The sequence below is a fragment of the Pseudomonas ficuserectae genome (assembly GCF_024584585.1).
Lineage (GTDB): Bacteria > Pseudomonadota > Gammaproteobacteria > Pseudomonadales > Pseudomonadaceae > Aquipseudomonas > Aquipseudomonas amygdali.
In genome coordinates this window covers 6074954-6095421 of the sequence record NZ_CP085684.1, presented here as the reverse complement: position 1 = coordinate 6095421, position 20468 = coordinate 6074954, and the positions used below count along the sequence as shown (strand labels likewise).

The 20468-nt window shown below is 56.1% G+C and carries 21 protein-coding genes; 18 read left to right on the top strand and 3 right to left on the bottom strand.

Annotation, left to right across the window (positions count from 1 at the left end; genetic code table 11):
- Nucleotides 1–3: 3 nt before the first annotated feature.
- Genes recF through dnaA form a run of 3 tightly spaced genes read right to left on the bottom strand, consistent with a single transcriptional unit; the run spans nt 4 to nt 3807 of the window.
- A complete protein-coding gene (gene recF / locus LJU29_RS27370) occupies nt 4–1107 on the bottom strand; it encodes a DNA replication/repair protein RecF (RefSeq protein WP_057423247.1) in 1104 nt (367 codons plus the stop codon).
- 22 nt (nt 1108–1129) lie between these two features.
- The gene (gene dnaN, locus LJU29_RS27365; RefSeq protein ID WP_005756455.1) at nt 1130–2233 is read right to left on the bottom strand and encodes a DNA polymerase III subunit beta; all 1104 of its coding nucleotides are present in this window, start codon (nt 2231–2233) and stop codon (nt 1130–1132) included.
- Between the two features lie 38 nt (nt 2234–2271).
- Nucleotides 2272–3807 (bottom strand): chromosomal replication initiator protein DnaA, encoded by a 1536-nt coding sequence (gene dnaA, locus LJU29_RS27360; RefSeq protein ID WP_005744955.1) that lies wholly within the window; start codon nt 3805–3807, stop codon nt 2272–2274.
- Nucleotides 3808–4390: 583 nt separating this feature from the next.
- Here dnaA and rpmH point away from each other — a divergent pair.
- The 18 genes from rpmH to LJU29_RS27270 all read left to right on the top strand — a co-directional run bounded on the left by rpmH (nt 4391) and on the right by LJU29_RS27270 (nt 20382).
- Nucleotides 4391–4525, top strand: a complete 135-nt coding sequence (gene rpmH, locus LJU29_RS27355) for a 50S ribosomal protein L34 (RefSeq protein ID WP_002551315.1) — start codon at nt 4391–4393, stop codon at nt 4523–4525.
- A gap of 16 nt (nt 4526–4541) precedes the next feature.
- Entirely contained in the window at nt 4542–4943 is a 402-nt protein-coding gene (gene rnpA, locus LJU29_RS27350) for a ribonuclease P protein component (RefSeq protein ID WP_002551314.1), read from the top strand.
- Nucleotides 4936–5181 (top strand): membrane protein insertion efficiency factor YidD, encoded by a 246-nt coding sequence (yidD, locus tag LJU29_RS27345; protein ID WP_002551313.1) that lies wholly within the window; start codon nt 4936–4938, stop codon nt 5179–5181. Before rnpA ends, yidD begins: the two co-directional genes overlap by 8 nt.
- Before the next feature lie 2 nt (nt 5182–5183).
- Nucleotides 5184–6875, top strand: a complete 1692-nt coding sequence (gene yidC / locus LJU29_RS27340) for a membrane protein insertase YidC (RefSeq protein WP_257111463.1) — start codon at nt 5184–5186, stop codon at nt 6873–6875.
- Between the two features lie 78 nt (nt 6876–6953).
- Nucleotides 6954–8324, top strand: a complete 1371-nt coding sequence (gene mnmE / locus LJU29_RS27335) for a tRNA uridine-5-carboxymethylaminomethyl(34) synthesis GTPase MnmE (protein WP_054077432.1) — start codon at nt 6954–6956, stop codon at nt 8322–8324.
- A 574-nt stretch (nt 8325–8898) separates the two neighbouring features.
- Nucleotides 8899–10791: a tRNA uridine-5-carboxymethylaminomethyl(34) synthesis enzyme MnmG gene (gene mnmG, locus LJU29_RS27330; protein ID WP_005756465.1), complete on the top strand. Its 1893-nt coding sequence runs from the start codon at nt 8899–8901 to the stop codon at nt 10789–10791.
- The gene (gene rsmG, locus LJU29_RS27325; RefSeq protein WP_005744951.1) at nt 10788–11432 is read left to right on the top strand and encodes a 16S rRNA (guanine(527)-N(7))-methyltransferase RsmG; all 645 of its coding nucleotides are present in this window, start codon (nt 10788–10790) and stop codon (nt 11430–11432) included. Before mnmG ends, rsmG begins: the two co-directional genes overlap by 4 nt.
- A gap of 18 nt (nt 11433–11450) precedes the next feature.
- Nucleotides 11451–12242 (top strand): ParA family protein, encoded by a 792-nt coding sequence (locus LJU29_RS27320; RefSeq protein WP_002555991.1) that lies wholly within the window; start codon nt 11451–11453, stop codon nt 12240–12242.
- Nucleotides 12243–12251: 9 nt separating this feature from the next.
- Complete coding sequence (locus LJU29_RS27315; protein WP_002555990.1) at nt 12252–13124, top strand: ParB/RepB/Spo0J family partition protein; 873 nt, start codon at nt 12252–12254, stop codon at nt 13122–13124.
- A 146-nt stretch (nt 13125–13270) separates the two neighbouring features.
- On the top strand, nt 13271–13678 hold the full coding sequence (locus tag LJU29_RS27310) for a F0F1 ATP synthase subunit I (RefSeq protein ID WP_002555989.1): 408 nt from the start codon (nt 13271–13273) through the stop codon (nt 13676–13678).
- Between the two features lie 16 nt (nt 13679–13694).
- A complete protein-coding gene (gene atpB, locus LJU29_RS27305) occupies nt 13695–14564 on the top strand; it encodes a F0F1 ATP synthase subunit A (protein ID WP_002555988.1) in 870 nt (289 codons plus the stop codon).
- A gap of 138 nt (nt 14565–14702) precedes the next feature.
- On the top strand, nt 14703–14960 hold the full coding sequence (atpE, locus tag LJU29_RS27300; protein ID WP_257111462.1) for a F0F1 ATP synthase subunit C: 258 nt from the start codon (nt 14703–14705) through the stop codon (nt 14958–14960).
- 57 nt (nt 14961–15017) lie between these two features.
- Nucleotides 15018–15488: a F0F1 ATP synthase subunit B gene (locus LJU29_RS27295; RefSeq protein WP_002555986.1), complete on the top strand. Its 471-nt coding sequence runs from the start codon at nt 15018–15020 to the stop codon at nt 15486–15488.
- A gap of 12 nt (nt 15489–15500) precedes the next feature.
- Nucleotides 15501–16037, top strand: coding sequence for a F0F1 ATP synthase subunit delta (locus LJU29_RS27290; protein ID WP_003315956.1), 537 nt, complete (start codon nt 15501–15503; stop codon nt 16035–16037).
- 21 nt (nt 16038–16058) lie between these two features.
- Complete coding sequence (gene atpA / locus LJU29_RS27285) at nt 16059–17603, top strand: F0F1 ATP synthase subunit alpha (RefSeq protein WP_002555984.1); 1545 nt, start codon at nt 16059–16061, stop codon at nt 17601–17603.
- Nucleotides 17604–17653: 50 nt separating this feature from the next.
- On the top strand, nt 17654–18514 hold the full coding sequence (gene atpG, locus LJU29_RS27280; protein ID WP_003367855.1) for a F0F1 ATP synthase subunit gamma: 861 nt from the start codon (nt 17654–17656) through the stop codon (nt 18512–18514).
- 27 nt (nt 18515–18541) lie between these two features.
- Nucleotides 18542–19921, top strand: a complete 1380-nt coding sequence (gene atpD / locus LJU29_RS27275; protein WP_002555982.1) for a F0F1 ATP synthase subunit beta — start codon at nt 18542–18544, stop codon at nt 19919–19921.
- A gap of 44 nt (nt 19922–19965) precedes the next feature.
- The gene (locus tag LJU29_RS27270; RefSeq protein ID WP_257111461.1) at nt 19966–20382 is read left to right on the top strand and encodes a F0F1 ATP synthase subunit epsilon; all 417 of its coding nucleotides are present in this window, start codon (nt 19966–19968) and stop codon (nt 20380–20382) included.
- Nucleotides 20383–20468: the final 86 nt, after the last annotated feature.

Here is a 20468-nt window from a genome sequence, read left to right as displayed (position 1 = left end):
CAATCACTCCCGATGGTCGTGGGTCTGGGTGATACGGCCTTGTTCCACGTGGAACAAAGCGACTGGCGTTTCCGTCTGCCAGCCTTCCCTCAAAAATTCTTGATCTACACAGGTGATAAACACCTGGCAGCGTAATTCTTCCAGCAAGCGGCAAAGCGCGCGTCGATGGTTGTCATCCAGTTCGGAGGGCAAGTCATCCACCAGGTAAATACACTGGCCGCGACGTACCTGGCTGACCAGATGTCCCTGAGCAATACGCAATGCGCAGACCACCAACTTTTGCTGACCGCGAGACAATATATCCGCCGCGTTATGAGCGCCTAATCTAAGGCGCAGGTCAGCTCGTTGTGGTCCAGCCTGGGTGTGGCCCATTTGCTGATCACGATGCAGGGAAGAGGCGAGCACTGTACTCAGCTCCTTTTCCTTGTCCCATCCTCGGTAATAGCTCAGGGTCAAACCTTCAAGCTCAACAAGTTCGCCCAAAGTCTGTTCAAAAACGGGCTTCAATGCCTTGATATAGGCGCGACGGAATTCATCTATTTCGTCACTTGCAGAGCACAGCTCTCGGTCCCATGCCGCCTGTGAAGCGGCGTCAAGTGTACCATGCCGAAGCCACGAGTTTCGCTGCTTGAGGGCCTTCTGCAGGCGCTGCCAAGTGACCATAAAGCGAGGTTCCACGTGGAACACTCCCCAATCCAAAAACTGCCTGCGTATCTTCGGAGCACCTTCCAGCAATCTGAAGCTGTCCGGATTGATCAGTTGCAGCGGCAATATTTCAGCAAGCTGAGCGGCACTTCTCGCATTTTGCCCGTCAATACGAATTTGGAATTCGCCTTGTCGGTCGCGCGATACTCCGAGATTGCTGTGACCACCTTGCGCAAGATCGACCTGTCCAAAGACGGTGCAAGAGGGCTGCTCGTACTGGATAACAGGGAGCAGGCGACTGCTACGAAACGAACGCGCGATCCCCAGCAGGTGGATGGCTTCCAGAACACTGGTTTTGCCACTGCCGTTTGCGCCGTAGAGGATATTGATACGCGGGGAGGGGGAGAGGGTCACCGGGTGCAGATTGCGCACCCCGGTGACCGAGACGCGACTAAGAGACATCTAGGTTACGCTGGACATGAAGTTACAGACGCATCGGCATGACAACGTAGGCGGAATCGTCGTTATCCGACTCTTGCACCAAGGCGCTGCTATTGGAGTCCGACAGAATCAGGCGTACCTGCTCGGTCGTCATCACACCCAACACGTCGAGCAGATAGCTCACGTTAAAACCTATCTCCAGCGAATCGCCGTTGTACTCGACGCTGATTTCTTCCTCTGCCTCTTCCTGCTCCGGGTTGTTGGCCTGAATTTTCAATTGACCACTGGCCAATTGCAGGCGGATACCGCGGTACTTCTCGTTGGACAGAATTGCGGTGCGACTGAACGCTTCGCGCAATGCCTGACGGTCACCCAGCACCAGTTTGTCGCCGCCTTTGGGCAACACGCGCTCATAATCCGGGAATTTTCCATCGACCAGTTTGGAAGTGAAAGTGAACTCGCCGGTAGTCGCGCGGATGTGATGCTGACCCAGAACGATGCTGACCATACCGTCCTGCTCAGTCAGCAGGCGCGCCATCTCGAGAATACCTTTGCGCGGGACGATCACCTGATGACGATCGGCATGTTCGATATCGGCAGACATCGAGCACATCGCCAGACGGTGACCGTCAGTGGCGACGGCGCGCAAAATACCGGCACTCACTTCAAGCAGCATGCCGTTGAGGTAGTAGCGAACATCCTGCTGGGCCATCGCAAAGCTGGTGCGTTCAATCAGGCGGCGCAACTTGCTCTGCACCAGATTGAAGGTCAACGAGCCCGGGCCTTCTTCCACTGTCGGGAAATCATTGGCAGGCAACGTGGACAGAGTAAAACGGCTACGACCTGCCTTGACGATCAGCTTCGAGTCATCGAGTTTGATATCGATCAGCGCGTCACTGGAAAGGCTTTTGCAAATGTCCATGAGCTTGCGCGCAGGAACCGTGATTTCTCCAGGTTCGGCGGGCTCTTCCAGCTGGACGCGGCCAACCAGTTCGACTTCCAGATCCGTACCGGTCAGCGACAGTTGCTGACCTTCGACGACCAGAAGCACATTGGAAAGAACCGGCAAGGTCTGGCGGCGTTCTACCACGCCGGCGACCAATTGCAGGGGTTTCAACAGGGCTTCGCGTTGAATGGTGAAATGCATGGTCTAGTCCCTTGCCTTAATAAGCTGCACTGGCGTTATCACGTAGTCAGAGTGCGCAGCAGGTTCTTGTAGTCCTCGCGGATATCCGCATCGGATTCCTTGAGCTCGTTGATCTTTCTGCAGGCGTGCAAGACAGTCGTATGGTCCCGACCACCAAATACATCACCGATTTCCGGAAGACTGTGGTTGGTGAGTTCCTTGGAAAGCGCCATTGCAACCTGGCGAGGCCGGGCAACAGAACGGGAACGACGCTTGGACAGCAGATCGGAGATCTTGATCTTGTAGTACTCGGCGACAGTACGCTGAATGTTATCCACACTCACCAGCTTGTCCTGCAACGCCAGCAAATCTTTCAGCGATTCGCGAATCAGTTCGATGGTGATGTCGCGGCCCATGAAGTGCGAGTGAGCGATGACACGCTTGAGCGCGCCCTCCAGCTCTCGAACGTTGGAGCGAATCCGCTGGGCAATGAAGAACGCCGCGTCATGAGGCAGATCGACCTTGGCCTGATCCGCTTTCTTCATGAGGATAGCCACGCGGGTTTCCAGCTCCGGAGGCTCGACAGCAACTGTCAGACCCCAGCCGAAACGCGACTTGAGTCGTTCTTCAAGGCCTTCGATTTCTTTCGGATAGCGGTCGCTGGTCAGAATGACCTGTTGCCCGCCCTCCAGCAGCGCGTTGAACGTGTGGAAAAACTCTTCCTGTGAACGTTCCTTGCGAGCAAAAAATTGAATGTCATCGATCAGCAATGCATCGACTGAACGGTAAAAGCGCTTGAACTCGTTGATTGCATTGAGCTGCAAGGCCTTGACCATGTCTGCGACGAAGCGCTCCGAGTGCAGGTAAACAACCTTGGCGTTAGGATTCTTCTTCAGCAGGTGGTTACCCACAGCATGCATCAAGTGAGTTTTACCAAGACCTACACCACCATAAAGGAATAGCGGGTTATAGCCGTGCTTGGGATTATCGGCAACCTGCCAGGCTGCAGCGCGTGCCAGCTGGTTGGATTTACCCTCGACAAAATTCTCGAACGTGAACGTGCGGTTCAGGTAACTGGTGTGCTTGAGCGCGCCTTCGACCTGCACGGTACGTTGCTCCGCACGAGCGGGTGCCTGTTGCGAGCTGGCACCAGCCATTGGGTCGAAGCTGTCGCGTGAAGGCTCGTCGTGTGCTGCAACGTTCTGAACCGGTGCAGGCACCGCGACAGGAGCAGCCGGAGCAGCCATGGCGGGTGCAGACGACGAGACGCTGCTGACCGAATTGGCAGACAGCGCCTGGGACGCCGCGGCAGCTAATGGCGCATTCGGAGCGGCACGCGGTGCAGAGCTGCGCTTGCTTCCTATTAATAAGGAAAGGGCAGGCGCCATGCCTTGGCCATGCTCGCCAAGAAGCTCCAGCAAACGGCCGAGGTATTTTTCGTTGACCCAATCGAGAACAAAACGATTCGGTGCGTACACACGCAACTCGTCGCCTTCGGCTTCGACCTGTAGCGGACGGATCCAAGTGTTGAATTGCTGGGCAGGCAGCTCATCGCGCAAAAGCTCCACGCACTGCTGCCAAAGTTCCACTGACACGGATATCCCCTGAGTTGAAAGCCGGTGAGGCAAAAACAGCCACCATTGTAACGATCCGCAGACGACTTATCCACATGTAGGTTGCTCACAGGCAGCTATAAATCAACGATTTATGCAGTGGTGACACGACAAACGGTCAAATCATAAGCTCTGTGGATAACCCATCTTCAGCCCGTTGCATAAGTCAGGGCTAAACTCTGTGCATAACTCGCCTGTGGATAAAACCGCATTCCATGCACAGCTTTTCCGACCGTGTGGCACAGGCAAAGCACCGCTTCTGGACAACCTTTCTTTTCGCTGTACACATTGAATTACAAGGGCTATAGGATGTTATCCACAGAAAACGGCTACGTAAGAGTTATAAGCTTTATAAAGAAGCTTTAAATACTCTCTTCTTTTTATTTCTATAACTGACACGAGCCCGACTGCTCCAAATCGAGTGCCAGCGGGAAATTACCTATAAAAGACGCGTATGAAGAAAAGCTGGTTGGAAATTGACCTGCGGGCCTGCTTTCTCTAGAATCCCCGGTCTCTTAAAACGGGGGCCATTCCGGCCCGTAGTGGACGAACCAGGTAACACGCCATGAAACGTACTTTCCAACCCAGCACTATCAAGCGCGCCCGCACCCACGGTTTCCGTGCACGCATGGCCACCAAAAACGGCCGCGCAGTCCTTTCGCGTCGTCGTGCCAAAGGCCGTAAGCGTCTGGCAGTTTGATAAATCGGCACAGGAGGTGAGTCGAGACTTCAGTCGGGAAAAGCGTTTGCTGACTCCCCGGCATTTCAAGGCAGTCTTTGACTCCCCTACCGGCAAGGTTCCGGGGAAAAATCTCCTGCTCCTTGCGCGCAACAACGACCTTGATCATCCCCGTCTGGGGCTGGTGATAGGTAAAAAGAGCGTCAAGCTCTCCGTCGAGCGCAATCGCTTGAAACGCCTGATGCGCGAATCATTTCGCCAACACCAAGACAGTTTGGTCGGTTGGGATATCGTTATCGTCGCGCGTAAAGGTTTGGGTGACGTAGAAAACCCTGAACTGATTCAGCATTTCGGCAAGCTCTGGAAACGTCTGGCGCGTAGCCGACCCATTCCGGAAGAAAAATCCGAACCTGCAGGGGTAGACAGTCCAGATGCGTAAACTGGCACTCGTTCCGATCCAGTTTTATCGCTATGCCATTAGCCCGCTGATGGCCAGTCACTGTCGTTTCTACCCCAGTTGCTCCTGCTACGCGTATGAAGCCATCGAAAATCATGGCCTTTTGCGCGGTGGCTGGCTGTCAATTCGTCGCCTGGGTCGCTGTCACCCATGGAATCCCGGTGGTTATGACCCGGTTCCAGCTGTCCCCACCTCCCGTTCTTCTTCGATGGCCGAGTAATCATGGATATTAAACGCACGATCCTGATCGTCGCCCTGGCAATCGTGACCTACGTCGGGGTTCTGAAATGGAACCAAGACTATGGCCAGGCTGCCATGCCGACCCAGAATGTTGCAGCCAGCACCACCGCACCGGGTATTCCGGATACGGCTGCTGGTACTAATGGTTCTGCAAGTGCCGATGTTCCAAGCGCAAGCGCTACGGCCAATACGGCTGCAGCACCTCTTGAAACTCTGGCCGTAGCCAGCAAAGACCTTATCCACGTCAAGACCGATGTGCTCGATCTGGCGATCGATCCGGTGGGTGGCGACGTCGTTCAGCTTCGTTTGCCTCTGTACCCGCGTCGTCAGGATCGTCCTGACGTTCCGTTTCAGTTGTTCGACAACGGCGGCGAGCGTACTTTTCTGGCACAAAGCGGCCTGACCGGGACCAATGGTCCTGATGCACGCGCTGCCGGTCGTCCGGTTTACACCTCCACACAAAAGACTTATCAACTGGCTGACGGCCAGGACACGATGGTTGTGGATCTGAAGTTCTCGGAAAACGGCGTAAACTACATCAAGCGCTTCACCTTCAAGCGCGGTCTGTACGATCTGGTCATGACCTACGTTGTGGATAACCAGAGCGCACAACCCTGGGCCGGTAATCTGTTCGCGCAATTGAAGCGTGACGCCAGCTCCGATCCTTCTTCGACAACTGCTACCGGTACAGCCACCTATCTGGGTGCTGCCCTGTGGACTGCGGCCGAGCCGTACAAGAAAGTGTCGATGAAAGATATCGACAAGGGTCAGGTCAAGGAAACTGTCCAGGGCGGTTGGGTGGCATGGCTGCAGCACTACTTCGTGACTGCGTGGATTCCGGATCACAACGCCACCAACGCTGTTCAGACCCGCAAAGACAGCCAGGGCAACTACATCATCGGCTTCACCAGCCCGACTCTGTCGGTTGCACCCGGTGCACAAGGTGAAACCAGCGCTACCCTGTATGCAGGTCCAAAAAGCCAGGCGGTACTCAAAGAGTTATCCCCAGGTCTGGAGCTGACCGTCGATTATGGTTTCCTGTGGTTCATTGCCCAGCCTATCTTCTGGCTGCTGCAACATATCCACGCCATTCTCGGTAACTGGGGCTGGTCGATCATTGTTCTGACCATGCTGATCAAAGGCCTGTTCTTCCCGTTGTCCGCAGCCAGCTACAAGTCGATGGCACGCATGCGCGCCGTGGCTCCCAAGCTTGCACTGCTGAAGGAACAACATGGCGATGATCGCCAGAAGATGTCCCAGGCAATGATGGAGCTGTACAAGAAAGAAAAGATCAACCCGCTGGGTGGATGCTTGCCGATTCTTGTCCAGATGCCGGTTTTCCTTTCGCTGTACTGGGTACTCCTGGAAAGTGTGGAAATGCGTCAGGCTCCCTGGATCCTGTGGATAACCGACCTGTCGATCAAGGACCCGTTCTTCATCCTGCCGATCATCATGGGCGCGACGATGTTCATCCAACAGCGTCTGAACCCGACTCCGCCGGACCCGATGCAGGCCAAGGTCATGAAAATGATGCCAATCATTTTCACGTTCTTCTTCCTGTGGTTCCCTGCCGGTCTGGTTCTGTACTGGGTTGTGAACAACACCCTGTCGATCGCTCAGCAGGCTTACATCACTCGCAAGATCGAAGCGGCTACCAAGAAAGCAGCTGCCTGATCTAACCTGGGAATAAGTTCTACAAGACGCCCCCTCGTGGGGCGTTTTGCTATCCGTCATTTGTCCGGGAGCCGGAGCATGAACGTTCCTCGTGAAACCATTGCCGCCATTGCCACAGCCCAAGGGCGTGGTGGTGTTGGTATTGTCAGGGTGTCAGGTCCTCTGGCGGGCAGGGCCGCCGAAGCCATTATCGGTCGGACCCTCAAGCCACGATTTGCCCATTACGGACCTTTTGTCGATGATGCCGGACAGGTACTCGATGAGGGGATCGCGCTGTATTTTCCGGGGCCCAACTCATTCACCGGCGAAGACGTACTTGAGCTTCAGGGCCACGGCGGTCCCATCGTTCTGGACATGCTGCTGCAGCGCTGCCTGCAACTGGGCAGCAGACTGGCTCGTCCGGGAGAATTCAGTGAGCGTGCGTTCCTCAATGACAAACTCGATCTTGCCCAGGCAGAAGCCATTGCTGACTTGATTGAGGCAAGTTCTGCACAGGCAGCGCGCAATGCACTGCGCTCGTTGCAGGGCGCTTTTTCGCGGCGTGTGGATAACTTGACCGAGAAGTTGATCAGCTTGCGCATCTATGTGGAAGCTGCAATCGACTTCCCCGAGGAGGAAATCGACTTCCTTGCCGATGGCCATGTCCTGAATATGCTCGATGACGTGCGTGCTGAGTTATCCACAGTATTGCGTGAAGCGGGGCAGGGTGCCCTGTTACGCGACGGGATGACCGTTGTGATTGCCGGGCGTCCCAATGCAGGCAAATCCAGCTTGCTGAATGCTCTGGCGGGCAGAGAAGCGGCCATCGTCACCGAGATCGCCGGCACTACGCGCGATGTGTTGCGTGAACATATCCACATCGACGGGATGCCGTTGCACGTCGTAGACACAGCAGGCCTGCGTGATACCCAGGATCAGGTAGAAATGATCGGCGTGCAGCGCGCACTCAAGGCCATCGGTGAAGCTGACCGGATTCTGCTGGTTGTGGATGCAACGGCACCCGAGGCTGCCGACCCGTTTGCTCTGTGGCCGGAGTTCCTCGAGCAGCGCCCGGACCCATCGAAAGTCACGCTGATCCGCAACAAGGCAGATTTGAGTGGAGACCCCATTGATCTGCAAACCAGCGTAGATGGCCACGTCACTATCAGCCTGAGCGCCAGGTCAGGGGGCGAGGGGCTTGAACTGCTGCGTGAGCACCTCAAGGCCTGCATGGGCTATGAGCAAACCTCGGAGAGCAGCTTTAGCGCACGTCGACGCCACCTTGAGGCACTGCGCCATGCCAGCGACTCGCTGGAGCACGGCAGGGCTCAACTCACCCTGGCAGGCGCTGGAGAGCTACTGGCCGAAGACCTTCGTCAGGCACAACAAGCGCTTGGCGAGATTACCGGCGCATTCAGCTCCGACGACTTGCTTGGCAGAATCTTCTCCAGCTTCTGCATCGGCAAGTAAACCTTCTGGCATGGCCCGGCCTGGGTCATGCCTTCAAGTACCACGAGACGCCTCTTTCAGCTGGAGTGTTATCCACATACTCGGCTTTTTCCTCCTTTAACTTTGCTTCGACACCTGAATCTACCAACAGAAATGCCTGAGGGAAGGATTTTCTGTGCCTGATTTTTGATGAAGAGCCGGTTTTTTGTGGATTAAGCCCTGTGAATAACTGCCCTTCAGCTCGGTGGGTAAGCAGGGTTCAAACCTGAAGATAAACTGCCCTGTGGACAAGTGGCTATCTTATCAACAGGCTCAAGTCGGTTATCCAACCCCTCATCCCTACATGAACACAGACTTTTGATTCTCTGTAAACATTGAATATAAAGGCTTGTATAGATCTATCCACAGAAATCATGCTCAGTAAGAATAAACATAAAAACAAGGCTTTATAAACTTTCTTTCCTTTTTATTTTCTTTATTCGTGAGTTTTCCACAGCTGGTTAAATTTTGTCCAACGGGTTTCATTCAGGTGGGGGAAGTCCCTATACTTGTCAGCTATCCCAATTTCTCATCGACAACAGGCCCGAGGTGCGTGGTGGATTTCCCTTCCCGTTTTGAAGTGATCGTCATCGGTGGCGGTCATGCCGGTACCGAGGCCGCACTGGCGTCGGCGCGCATGGGTGTCAAAACCCTGCTGCTGACGCACAACGTGGAAACGCTCGGCCAGATGAGCTGCAACCCGGCCATCGGAGGCATTGGCAAAAGTCACCTGGTCAAGGAAATCGACGCCCTTGGCGGTGCGATGGCCATGGCTACTGACAAGGGTGGCATCCAGTTCCGTGTGCTGAACAGTCGCAAGGGCCCGGCTGTACGGGCTACTCGTGCTCAGGCAGATCGCGTGCTGTACAAGGCAGCAATCCGCGAAACGCTGGAAAATCAGCCGAACCTGTGGATATTTCAGCAAGCCTGTGATGACCTGATCGTCGAACAGGACCAGGTGCGCGGTGTAGTGACCCAAATGGGGATGCGCATATTTGCCGATTCGGTTGTATTGACCACCGGTACGTTCCTGGGTGGACTTATCCACATCGGTATGCAGAACTATTCTGGCGGACGCGCAGGCGACCCTCCATCGATCGCACTGGCTCACCGCTTACGTGAACTGCCACTGCGGGTAGGTCGCTTGAAAACCGGGACGCCGCCACGCATTGATGGCCGCTCGGTCGATTTCTCGGTAATGACCGAGCAACCAGGTGACACACCGATTCCGGTCATGTCGTTCCTGGGCTCCAAAGAACAACATCCGCCGCAGGTCAGTTGCTGGATTACCCACACCAACGCCCGGACTCACGAAATCATTGCGTCCAACCTTGATCGATCGCCAATGTATTCCGGCGTGATCGAGGGGATTGGCCCGCGCTACTGCCCTTCGATCGAGGACAAGATTCATCGGTTTGCCGACAAGGAAAGCCATCAGGTCTTCATCGAACCAGAGGGGTTGACCACGCACGAGCTTTATCCGAACGGTATCTCCACGTCGTTGCCATTTGACGTGCAACTGCAGATCGTCCAGTCGATTCGCGGCATGGAGAATGCACACATCGTTCGTCCTGGTTACGCCATCGAATATGACTATTTCGACCCGCGTGATCTGAAATACAGCCTGGAAACCAAGGTCATCGGCGGTCTGTTCTTCGCAGGCCAGATCAACGGCACGACCGGTTATGAAGAGGCCGGTGCCCAGGGTTTGCTGGCCGGGACCAATGCTGCACTGCGCGCTCAAGGTCGCGACAGCTGGTGCCCGCGTCGGGATGAAGCGTATATCGGGGTTCTGGTCGATGACCTGATCACGCTCGGTACGCAAGAGCCTTACCGGATGTTCACGTCCAGAGCCGAATACCGGTTGATCCTGCGTGAAGACAACGCGGACCTGCGACTCACCGAAAAAGGCCGCGAACTGGGTCTGGTCGACGATGCCCGCTGGGCTGCGTTCTGCACCAAACGCGAAAGCATCGAGCTGGAAGAACAGCGCTTGAAAAGTACCTGGGTGCGCCCGGGTACCGCGCAGGGCGATGCGATTGCAGAGCACTTTGGTACGCCGCTGACCCACGAATACAATCTGCTCAACCTGCTGACCCGTCCGGAAATCGACTATGCCAGTCTGATTGCCCTTACCGGGCAGGGCTGCACTGACCCTCAGGTAGCCGAGCAGGTCGAGATCAAGACAAAATACGCCGGTTACATTGACCGCCAGCAGGACGAAATCGCCCGTCTGCGCGCCAGTGAAGACACGCGTCTGCCGGAAGACATCGATTACGCCGCGATATCCGGCCTGTCAAAAGAAATCCAGAGCAAGCTGGGGATAACTCGGCCAGAAACACTCGGACAGGCTTCGCGCATTCCTGGCGTTACGCCGGCGGCTATTTCGCTGTTGATGATTCATTTGAAAAAACGCGGCGCGGGCCGTCAGTTGGAGCAAAGCGCTTGAGTTCTATGGTCACCCCGCAACACGCCCAAGAGTTATCCACCGGTGCCCGGGAATTGGGGATCGACCTCAGTCCGGCGCAGCACGAGCAATTGCTGGCGTATCTGGCGTTGTTGATCAAGTGGAACAAGGCCTACAACCTGACTGCGGTCCGTAACCCGGACGAAATGGTATCGAGGCATCTGCTCGACAGTCTCAGTGTGGTGCCCTTCATCGAAGGTACACGCTGGATCGACGTCGGCAGCGGCGGTGGGATGCCTGGCATTCCCATGGCCATCCTGTTTCCGGAGCGCAAAGTGGCGCTGCTGGACAGCAACGGCAAGAAGACCCGGTTTCAGACACAGGTCAAACTGGAGCTGAAACTGGACAATCTTGAAGTTATCCACAGCCGTGCAGAAAGTTATCAGCCCGAAGTGCCTTTCGACGGGATCATCTCCCGTGCATTCAGCAGCCTGGAAGACTTCACCGGCTGGACGCGTCACATGGGCGACGTGAATACACGCTGGCTGGCAATGAAAGGGCTGCATCCTGACGATGAGCTGGTAGCATTGCCCTCGGATTTTCACCTCGATAGCGCACAAGCCTTGACCGTTCCGGGTTGCCAAGGCCAACGCCATCTGCTGATACTGCGCCGCACGGCATGACGGGGAACACAAGCAAGAATGGCTAAGGTATTCGCGATAGCGAACCAGAAAGGTGGGGTCGGCAAGACCACCACATGCATCAACCTCGCTGCGTCGCTGGTCGCGACCAAACGCCGTGTGCTGTTGATCGATCTCGATCCCCAGGGCAATGCGACCATGGGCAGCGGTGTGGATAAACATAATCTGGAAAACTCGGTCTATGACCTGTTGATCGGCGAATGCGATTTGGGCGAGGCCATGCAGTTTTCCGAACACGGCGGGTATCAACTGCTTCCGGCCAACCGTGATCTGACGGCGGGTGAAGTGGTTCTGCTGGAAATGCAGATGAAAGAGAGTCGTCTGCGCAATGCGCTGGCGCCGATCCGCGAAAATTACGATTACATTCTGATCGACTGCCCACCTTCGTTGTCGATGCTGACCCTGAACGCGCTGGTTGCGGCAGACGGGGTAATTATCCCCATGCAGTGCGAGTATTTCGCGCTCGAGGGTCTCAGCGACCTTGTGGATAACATCAAGCGCATCGCTGAACTGCTCAATCCGCAGCTGAAAATCGAAGGTTTGCTGCGCACCATGTATGACCCGCGTCTGAGCCTGATCAACGATGTTTCGGCACAGCTCAAGGAACACTTTGGCGAGCAGTTGTACGATACGGTGATCCCGAGGAACATCAGGCTGGCCGAGGCGCCGAGTTTCGGCATGCCGGTGCTGGCGTATGATAAATCGTCTCGCGGTGCGCTGGCCTATCTGGCCCTGGCAAGTGAACTGGTTCGTCGTCAACGTCGCGGCGCAAAAACCGCTCAGCCAACCTAAGGAATTCCCATGGCCGTCAAGAAACGAGGTCTCGGACGTGGGTTGGACGCACTTCTGAGCAGTCCAACCGTCAGTTCGCTGGAAGAGCAGGCCGTCAAGGCTCCGCCAAGTGAGTTGCAGCATGTGCCGCTGGACCTTATCCAGCGCGGCAAGTATCAGCCGCGCCGCGACATGGATCCTCAGGCGCTCGAAGAACTTGCGCAGTCGATCAAGTCACAAGGTGTGATGCAGCCTATCGTGATTCGGCCTATCGGCGACAACCGCTTTGAAATCATCGCCGGTGAACGCCGTTGGCGTGCCAGCCAGCAGGCAGGTGTCGAGACAATCCCGGCGATGGTCCGTGATGTTCCGGACGAGACCGCGATTGCGATGGCGTTGATCGAGAACATTCAGCGCGAAGACCTCAACCCTATCGAGGAGGCCATGGCGCTACAGCGCTTGCAGCAGGAGTTTCAACTGACCCAGCAGCAGGTGGCGGATGCTGTCGGCAAGTCGCGTGTCAGTGTGGCCAACCTGTTGCGCCTGATTGCCTTGCCTGAAGCCATCAAGACCATGCTGTCCCACGGCGACCTGGAAATGGGGCATGCACGCGCCTTGCTCGGTCTGAGCGAAGATCGGCAGGTTGAAGGTGCGCGACATGTTGTCGCACGCGGGCTTACCGTGCGCCAGACTGAAGCACTGGTCAGGCAGTGGCTGAGCGGTAAGCCGGAGGCTGCCGAACCAGTCAAGGCCGACCCTGATATCAGCCGCCTCGAACAGCGTCTGGCCGAGCGTTTAGGCTCTGCGGTGCAGATTCGCCACGGACAGAAGGGCAAAGGCCAATTGGTCATCCGATACAACTCGCTGGATGAGCTGCAAGGAGTGCTCGCTCACATCCGCTGAAACAATTGCTCTGTAGCGTATAGTCGGAAATCACTACCCGACTGTTGAATAGGGGCTGAACCGCCCCTATACTCTGCGCGCATTTTGTCGGCACAAATTATGCCAAGTTATTGATTATGGCGACCGACATCAAAGGAGCAGTTGCGATGGAATCCCGCATGCCAGACCGCTTGCCGTTCTATCGCCTGGCGGTTTTTCCGCTATTGCTGGCTCAATTGATCGTGCTGCTCATGGCCGCATTGGTGCTATGGCAGTGGCAAGGAGTCGTTGCAGGATATTCGGGACTCTGTGGAGGCCTGATAGCCTGGCTACCCAATTTATACTTTGCTCACAAGGCATTCCGGTTTTCCGGGGCCAGAGCAGCGCAAGCCATCGTGCGGTCGTTCTACGCCGGCGAGGCAGGCAAACTGATTTTCACGGCAGTGCTTTTTGCATTGACGTTCGCAGGTGTGAAGCCACTGGCACCGCTGGCGGTATTCGGTGTGTTCATGTTGATCCAGGTGGTCAACTGGTTCGCTCCCCTGCTTACGAGAACAAGACTTTCGAGACCTTAGGGCGTTTGAGGCAACCATGGCAGAGCAAACAGCTTCGGGCTATATCCAGCACCACTTGCAGAACCTTACATTCGGGCACCTGCCCAATGGCGAATGGGGCTTTGCCCACACCGCAGCAGAAGCCAAGGAAATGGGTTTCTGGGCCTTCCACGTCGATACCCTCGGCTGGTCGGTTGCGTTGGGTCTGATTTTCGTTCTGATCTTCCGCATGGCGGCCAAGAAGGCAACTTCCGGTCAGCCTGGCGCACTGCAGAACTTCGTCGAAGTGCTGGTCGATTTCGTCGACGGCAGCGTGAAAGACAGCTTCCACGGCCGCAGCGCGGTTATCGCGCCACTGGCGCTGACCATTTTCGTCTGGGTTTTCCTGATGAACGCGGTCGACCTGGTACCGGTGGACTGGATTCCGCAGCTGGCGATGCTGATTTCGGGCGACGAGCACATTCCGTTCCGTGCCGTTCCGACTACTGACCCGAACGCCACGCTGGGCATGGCCCTGTCTGTGTTCGCACTGATCATTTTCTACAGCATCAAGGTCAAGGGCATCGGCGGTTTCATCGGCGAACTGACCCTTCACCCGTTCGGCAGCAAGAACCTGTTCGTTCAGGCGCTGTTGATCCCGGTCAACTTCCTGCTGGAATTCGTGACGCTGATCGCCAAGCCTATTTCTCTGGCTCTGCGTCTGTTCGGCAACATGTATGCTGGCGAGCTGGTCTTCATTCTGATCGCCGTGATGTTCGGCAGTGGTCTGTTGTGGCTCAGCGGTCTGGGTGTAGTGCTGCAGTGGGCGTGGGCTGTTTTCCACATCCTGATCATCACCCTGCAAGCGTTCATCTTCATGATGCTGACCATCGTCTACCTGTCGATGGCTCACGAAGATAACCATTGAGATTCGTCTCAGGACGTGTCTGATGACCGTCTCGCCATCGGCGGGACGGTGCCCGCAAGGGCTGATGTAGAAACGATTTTGTTTTACCGCTTCAATTAAAAAAACCTAACCAATACGACGTAAAAGTCGGGAGGAAAGATGGAAACTGTAGTTGGTCTAACCGCTATCGCTGTTGCACTGTTGATCGGCCTGGGCGCACTGGGTACTGCAATCGGTTTCGGCCTGTTGGGCGGCAAATTCCTGGAAGGCGCTGCGCGTCAGCCGGAAATGGTTCCAATGCTGCAAGTTAAAATGTTCATCGTTGCGGGCCTGCTCGACGCCGTGACCATGATCGGTGTTGGTATCGCTCTGTTCTTCATCTTTGCGAACCCCTTCGTTGGTCAACTCGCTGGCTGATCACTCGAATTTTCGAGTTGATTGGTGTGATGGACAACGAACGAGCGAGGTGTTGGCGTGAACATTAATGCAACCCTGATTGGCCAGTCCGTTGCGTTCTTCATTTTTGTGATTTTCTGCATGAAGTTCGTGTGGCCTCCGGTCATCGCGGCTTTGCACGAACGTCAGAAGAAGATCGCGGATGGACTGGACGCTGCTTCCCGAGCAGCTCGCGACCTGGAGCTGGCCCAAGAGAAAGCGGGTCAACAACTGCGCGAAGCTAAGGCTCAAGCAGCTGAAATCATTGAGCAAGCCAAGAAACGCGGTACTCAGATTGTCGACGAAGCCCGTGAAACGGCACGCGTTGAAGCTGACCGTGTGAAGGCCCAGGCTCAGGCCGAGATCGAGCAGGAACTGAACGGTGTCAAAGACGCCTTGCGCGCCCAGTTGGGCAGCCTGGCAGTCAATGGCGCAGAGAAGATTCTGGGTGCCACAATCGATCAAAACGCGCACGCGGAGCTGGTTAACAAACTGGCTGCTGAAATTTAAGCGAGGGCGATCATGGCAGAACTGACCACGTTGGCCCGACCTTACGCGAAGGCGGCCTTCGAGCACGCGCAGGCCCACCAGCAGCTGGCCAATTGGTCAGCCATGCTCGGCCTGGCTGCTGCGGTGTCGCAAGACGACACCATGCAGCGCATGCTCAAGGCCCCGCGACTGACGAGCGCACAAAAGGCCACCACTTTTATTGAAGTGTGTGGCGAAAAGTTCGATGCCAAGGCACAGAATTTCATTCACGTCGTTGCTGAAAACGACCGCCTCCCGCTTCTGCCGGAGATCGCCGAACTGTTCGACCTGTACAAGGCCGAGCAGGAAAAATCGGTCGATGTGGATGTCACCAGTGCTTTCGCATTGAACCAAGAACAGCAAGACAAACTCGCCAAGGTTCTCAGTGCACGGCTCGGCCGGGAAGTGCGCCTGCATGCTGCGGAGGATGCCTCTCTCATAGGGGGTGTCGTAATCCGCGCCGGCGACCTGGTTATCGATGGCTCAGTTCGTGGCAAGATCGCGAAACTAGCCGAAGCATTGAAATCTTGAGTTTGAAGGGGCAGCAGAGCAATGCAGCAACTCAATCCTTCCGAAATAAGTGAAATCATCAAGGGTCGCATCGACAAGCTCGATGTAACCTCCCAAGCCCGTAACGAAGGCACAGTCGTCAGCGTGTCTGACGGTATCGTGCGGATTCACGGTCTGGCCGACGTAATGTACGGCGAGATGATCGAGTTTCCGGGCGGCGTCTACGGTATGGCGCTGAACCTTGAGCAAGACTCCGTGGGTGCCGTTGTACTGGGCGCTTACACGACTCTGGCTGAAGGCATGAGCGCCAAGTGCACTGGCCGCATCCTCGAAGTTCCGGTTGGTAAGGAACTGCTGGGTCGCGTTGTCGATGCACTGGGTAACCCAGTTGACGGCAAAGGTCCGCTGAACAACACCGAGACCGATGCGGTCGAGAAAGTTGCTCCAGGCGTGATCTGGCGTAAGTCGGTAGACCAGCCTGTACAGACTGGCTACAAGGCTGTCGATGCCATGATTCCTGTCGGCCGTGGCCAGCGTGAGCTGATCATCGGTGACCGTCAGATCGGTAAAACCGCTCTGGCCATCGACGCAATCATCAACCAGAAGAACAGCGGCATCTTCTGCGTCTACGTAGCAATCGGTCAGAAGCAATCGACCATCGCCAACGTTGTTCGCAAGCTCGAAGAAAACGGCGCACTGGCTAACACCATCGTCGTGGCTGCAAGTGCTTCCGAATCCGCTGCGCTGCAATTCCTTGCACCGTACTCGGGTTGCACCATGGGCGAGTTCTTCCGCGACCGCGGTGAAGACGCGCTGATCGTTTATGACGATCTGTCCAAGCAAGCAGTGGCTTACCGCCAGATTTCCCTGCTGCTGCGCCGTCCACCAGGCCGTGAAGCTTACCCAGGCGACGTGTTCTATCTCCACTCCCGTCTGCTGGAGCGCGCATCGCGTGTTTCCGAAGAGTACGTAGAGAAGTTCACCAATGGCGCAGTGACCGGCAAAACCGGCTCGCTGACCGCACTGCCGATCATCGAAACCCAGGCTGGCGACGTTTCCGCGTTCGTTCCGACCAACGTGATTTCCATCACCGACGGTCAGATCTTCCTGGAATCGGCCATGTTCAACTCCGGCATCCGTCCGGCTGTGAACGCCGGTGTTTCGGTATCCCGTGTGGGTGGTGCCGCTCAGACCAAGATAATCAAGAAGCTTTCCGGTGGTATCCGTACCGCTCTGGCTCAGTACCGTGAACTGGCGGCATTCGCCCAGTTTGCTTCTGACCTGGACGAGGCGACCCGCAAGCAACTTGAGCATGGTCAGCGCGTTACCGAGCTGATGAAGCAGAAGCAATACGCACCAATGTCGATCGCTGACATGGCGCTGTCGCTGTATGCCGCTGAGCGTGGGTTCCTGACTGACGTCGAAATCGCCAAGATTGGCAGCTTTGAACAAGCGCTGATTGCTTACTTCAACCGCGATCACGCCGATTTGATGGCGAAGATCAACGTGAAGGGTGACTTCAATGACGAAATCGATTCTGGCATGAAAGCCGGCATCGAGAAGTTCAAGGCCACCCAAACCTGGTAAGCCGCAGCGGGGGCCGCAAGGCTCCCGCTTGCTAACCTGATAGGTGTTACATGGCAGGCGCAAAAGAGATTCGCAGCAAGATTGCGAGCATCAAAAGCACGCAAAAGATCACCAGCGCCATGGAAAAAGTGGCGGTCAGCAAAATGCGCAAGGCTCAAATGCGCATGGCTGCTAGCCGTCCTTACGCGGAGCGCATTCGTCAGGTGATTGGTCATCTGGCAAACGCCAACCCGGAGTACCGCCACCCGTTCATGATCGAGCGCCCTGTGAAGCGCGTCGGTTATGTCGTAGTGAGCAGTGACCGTGGTCTGTGTGGTGGATTGAATACCAACCTGTTCAAGACTCTGGTCAAGGACATGGCGGTGAACCGTGAAAACGGTGTAGAGATCGATCTGTGCGTGGTCGGCAGCAAAGGTGCGGCATTTTTCCGCAACTTCGGCGGTAACGTCGTCGCTGCGATCAGCCACCTGGGCGAAGAGCCGTCGATCAACGACTTGATCGGCAGCGTCAAGGTGATGCTGGATGCCTACCTGGATGGCCGTATTGATCGCCTGTCCGTGGTATCCAACAAGTTCATCAACACCATGACCCAGCAACCAACAGTGGAGCAATTGATTCCGCTGGTGGCAACCCCGGATCAAGGGCTCAAGCACCACTGGGACTATCTCTACGAACCCGATGCCAAAGAGCTGCTAGACGGCCTTATGGTTCGCTACGTGGAATCGCAGGTGTACCAGGCGGTGGTCGAGAACAACGCAGCTGAACAAGCAGCGCGGATGATCGCGATGAAGAACGCCACAGACAACGCCGGTGATTTGATCAGCGATTTGCAGCTGATCTACAACAAGGCGCGTCAGGCAGCGATCACCCAAGAGATCTCGGAAATCGTCGGCGGCGCTGCCGCGGTTTAACGGTTCAAATATCAGAGGAACCAGCTAATGAGTAGCGGACGTATCGTTCAAATCATCGGCGCCGTGATCGACGTGGAATTCCCACGCGATAGCGTACCGAGTATCTACAACGCGCTGGAAGTTCAAAGCGCGGCAGGAACCACCCTGGAAGTTCAGCAGCAGCTGGGCGACGGCGTGGTTCGTACCATTGCGATGGGCTCCACCGAGGGCTTGAAGCGTGGTCTGGAAGTAACAGACTCTGGCGCAGCCATCTCCGTACCGGTCGGTAAAGCGACTCTGGGCCGGATCATGGACGTGCTGGGCAACCCGATCGACGAAGCAGGCCCGATTGCCACCGAAGAGCGCTGGGGCATTCACCGTCCTGCACCGTCCTTCGCTGAGCAGGCTGGCGGCAACGACCTTCTGGAAACCGGCATCAAGGTTATCGACCTGGTTTGCCCGTTCGCCAAAGGCGGTAAAGTCGGTCTGTTCGGTGGTGCCGGTGTCGGCAAGACCGTAAACATGATGGAACTGATCCGTAACATCGCCATCGAGCACAGCGGTTATTCCGTGTTCGCCGGTGTGGGTGAGCGTACTCGTGAGGGTAACGACTTCTACCACGAGATGAAGGATTCCAACGTTCTGGACAAAGTGGCACTGGTTTACGGTCAGATGAACGAGCCGCCGGGTAACCGTCTGCGCGTAGCACTGACCGGCCTGACCATGGCCGAGAAGTTCCGTGACGAAGGTAACGACGTTCTGCTGTTCGTCGACAACATCTATCGTTACACCCTGGCCGGTACCGAAGTATCCGCACTGCTGGGCCGTATGCCTTCCGCAGTAGGTTACCAGCCGACCCTGGCTGAAGAGATGGGCACTCTGCAAGAGCGCATCACTTCCACCAAGAATGGTTCGATCACCTCGATCCAGGCCGTATACGTACCAGCGGACGACTTGACTGACCCGTCGCCTGCGACCACGTTTGCCCACTTGGACGCCACCGTCGTACTGTCCCGTGATATCGCTTCCCTGGGTATCTACCCTGCGGTAGACCCACTGGACTCGACTTCGCGTCAGCTGGACCCGAACGTCATTGGCCAAGAACACTACGACACCGCTCGCGGCGTTCAGTATGTGTTGCAGCGTTACAAAGAGCTGAAAGACATCATCGCGATTCTGGGTATGGACGAGCTGTCGGAGACCGACAAACAGTTGGTTAACCGTGCTCGTAAGATCCAGCGCTTCCTGTCCCAGCCTTTCTTCGTGGCAGAAGTCTTCACCGGTGCTTCGGGTAAATACGTTTCCCTGAAAGACACCATTGCTGGCTTCAAAGGCATCCTCAACGGTGACTACGACCACCTGCCAGAACAAGCGTTCTACATGGTCGGCGGCATCGAAGAAGCGATCGAGAAAGCCAAGAAACTGTAATCCCGGCGCCCGGAAACGGGCGCTAATTAGGTTGAGGCAAGCAAATGGCTATGACAGTCCATTGCGACATCGTCAGCGCGGAAGGGGAAATCTTCTCCGGTCTGGTCGAGATGGTGATTGCGCACGGCAACCTGGGTGATCTCGGTATCGCTCCAGGCCACGCGCCGCTGATCACTGATCTGAAGCCGGGCCCGATCCGCTTGATCAAGCAGGGTGGGGAAGCCGAGGTGTTTTACATCTCCGGTGGTTTCCTTGAGGTTCAGCCGAACATGGTCAAGGTGCTTGCCGATACTGTGCAACGTGCTGCCGACCTGGATGAAGCTTCTGCTCAGGCTGCCGTACTGGCTGCCGAGAAGGCTCTGAACGAGAAAGGCGCAGATTTCGACTACGGCTCTGCAACTGCTCGTCTGGCCGAGGCTGCAGCTCAGCTGCGCACCATTCGCAAGAAGTTCGGCGGCTAACCCCGCTGCATTCGATGCGCGATTGAGAAAAAGGGTAGCCTCGGCTACCCTTTTTCTTTTTTCAGATTTCCTCTTTCAAGTCAACC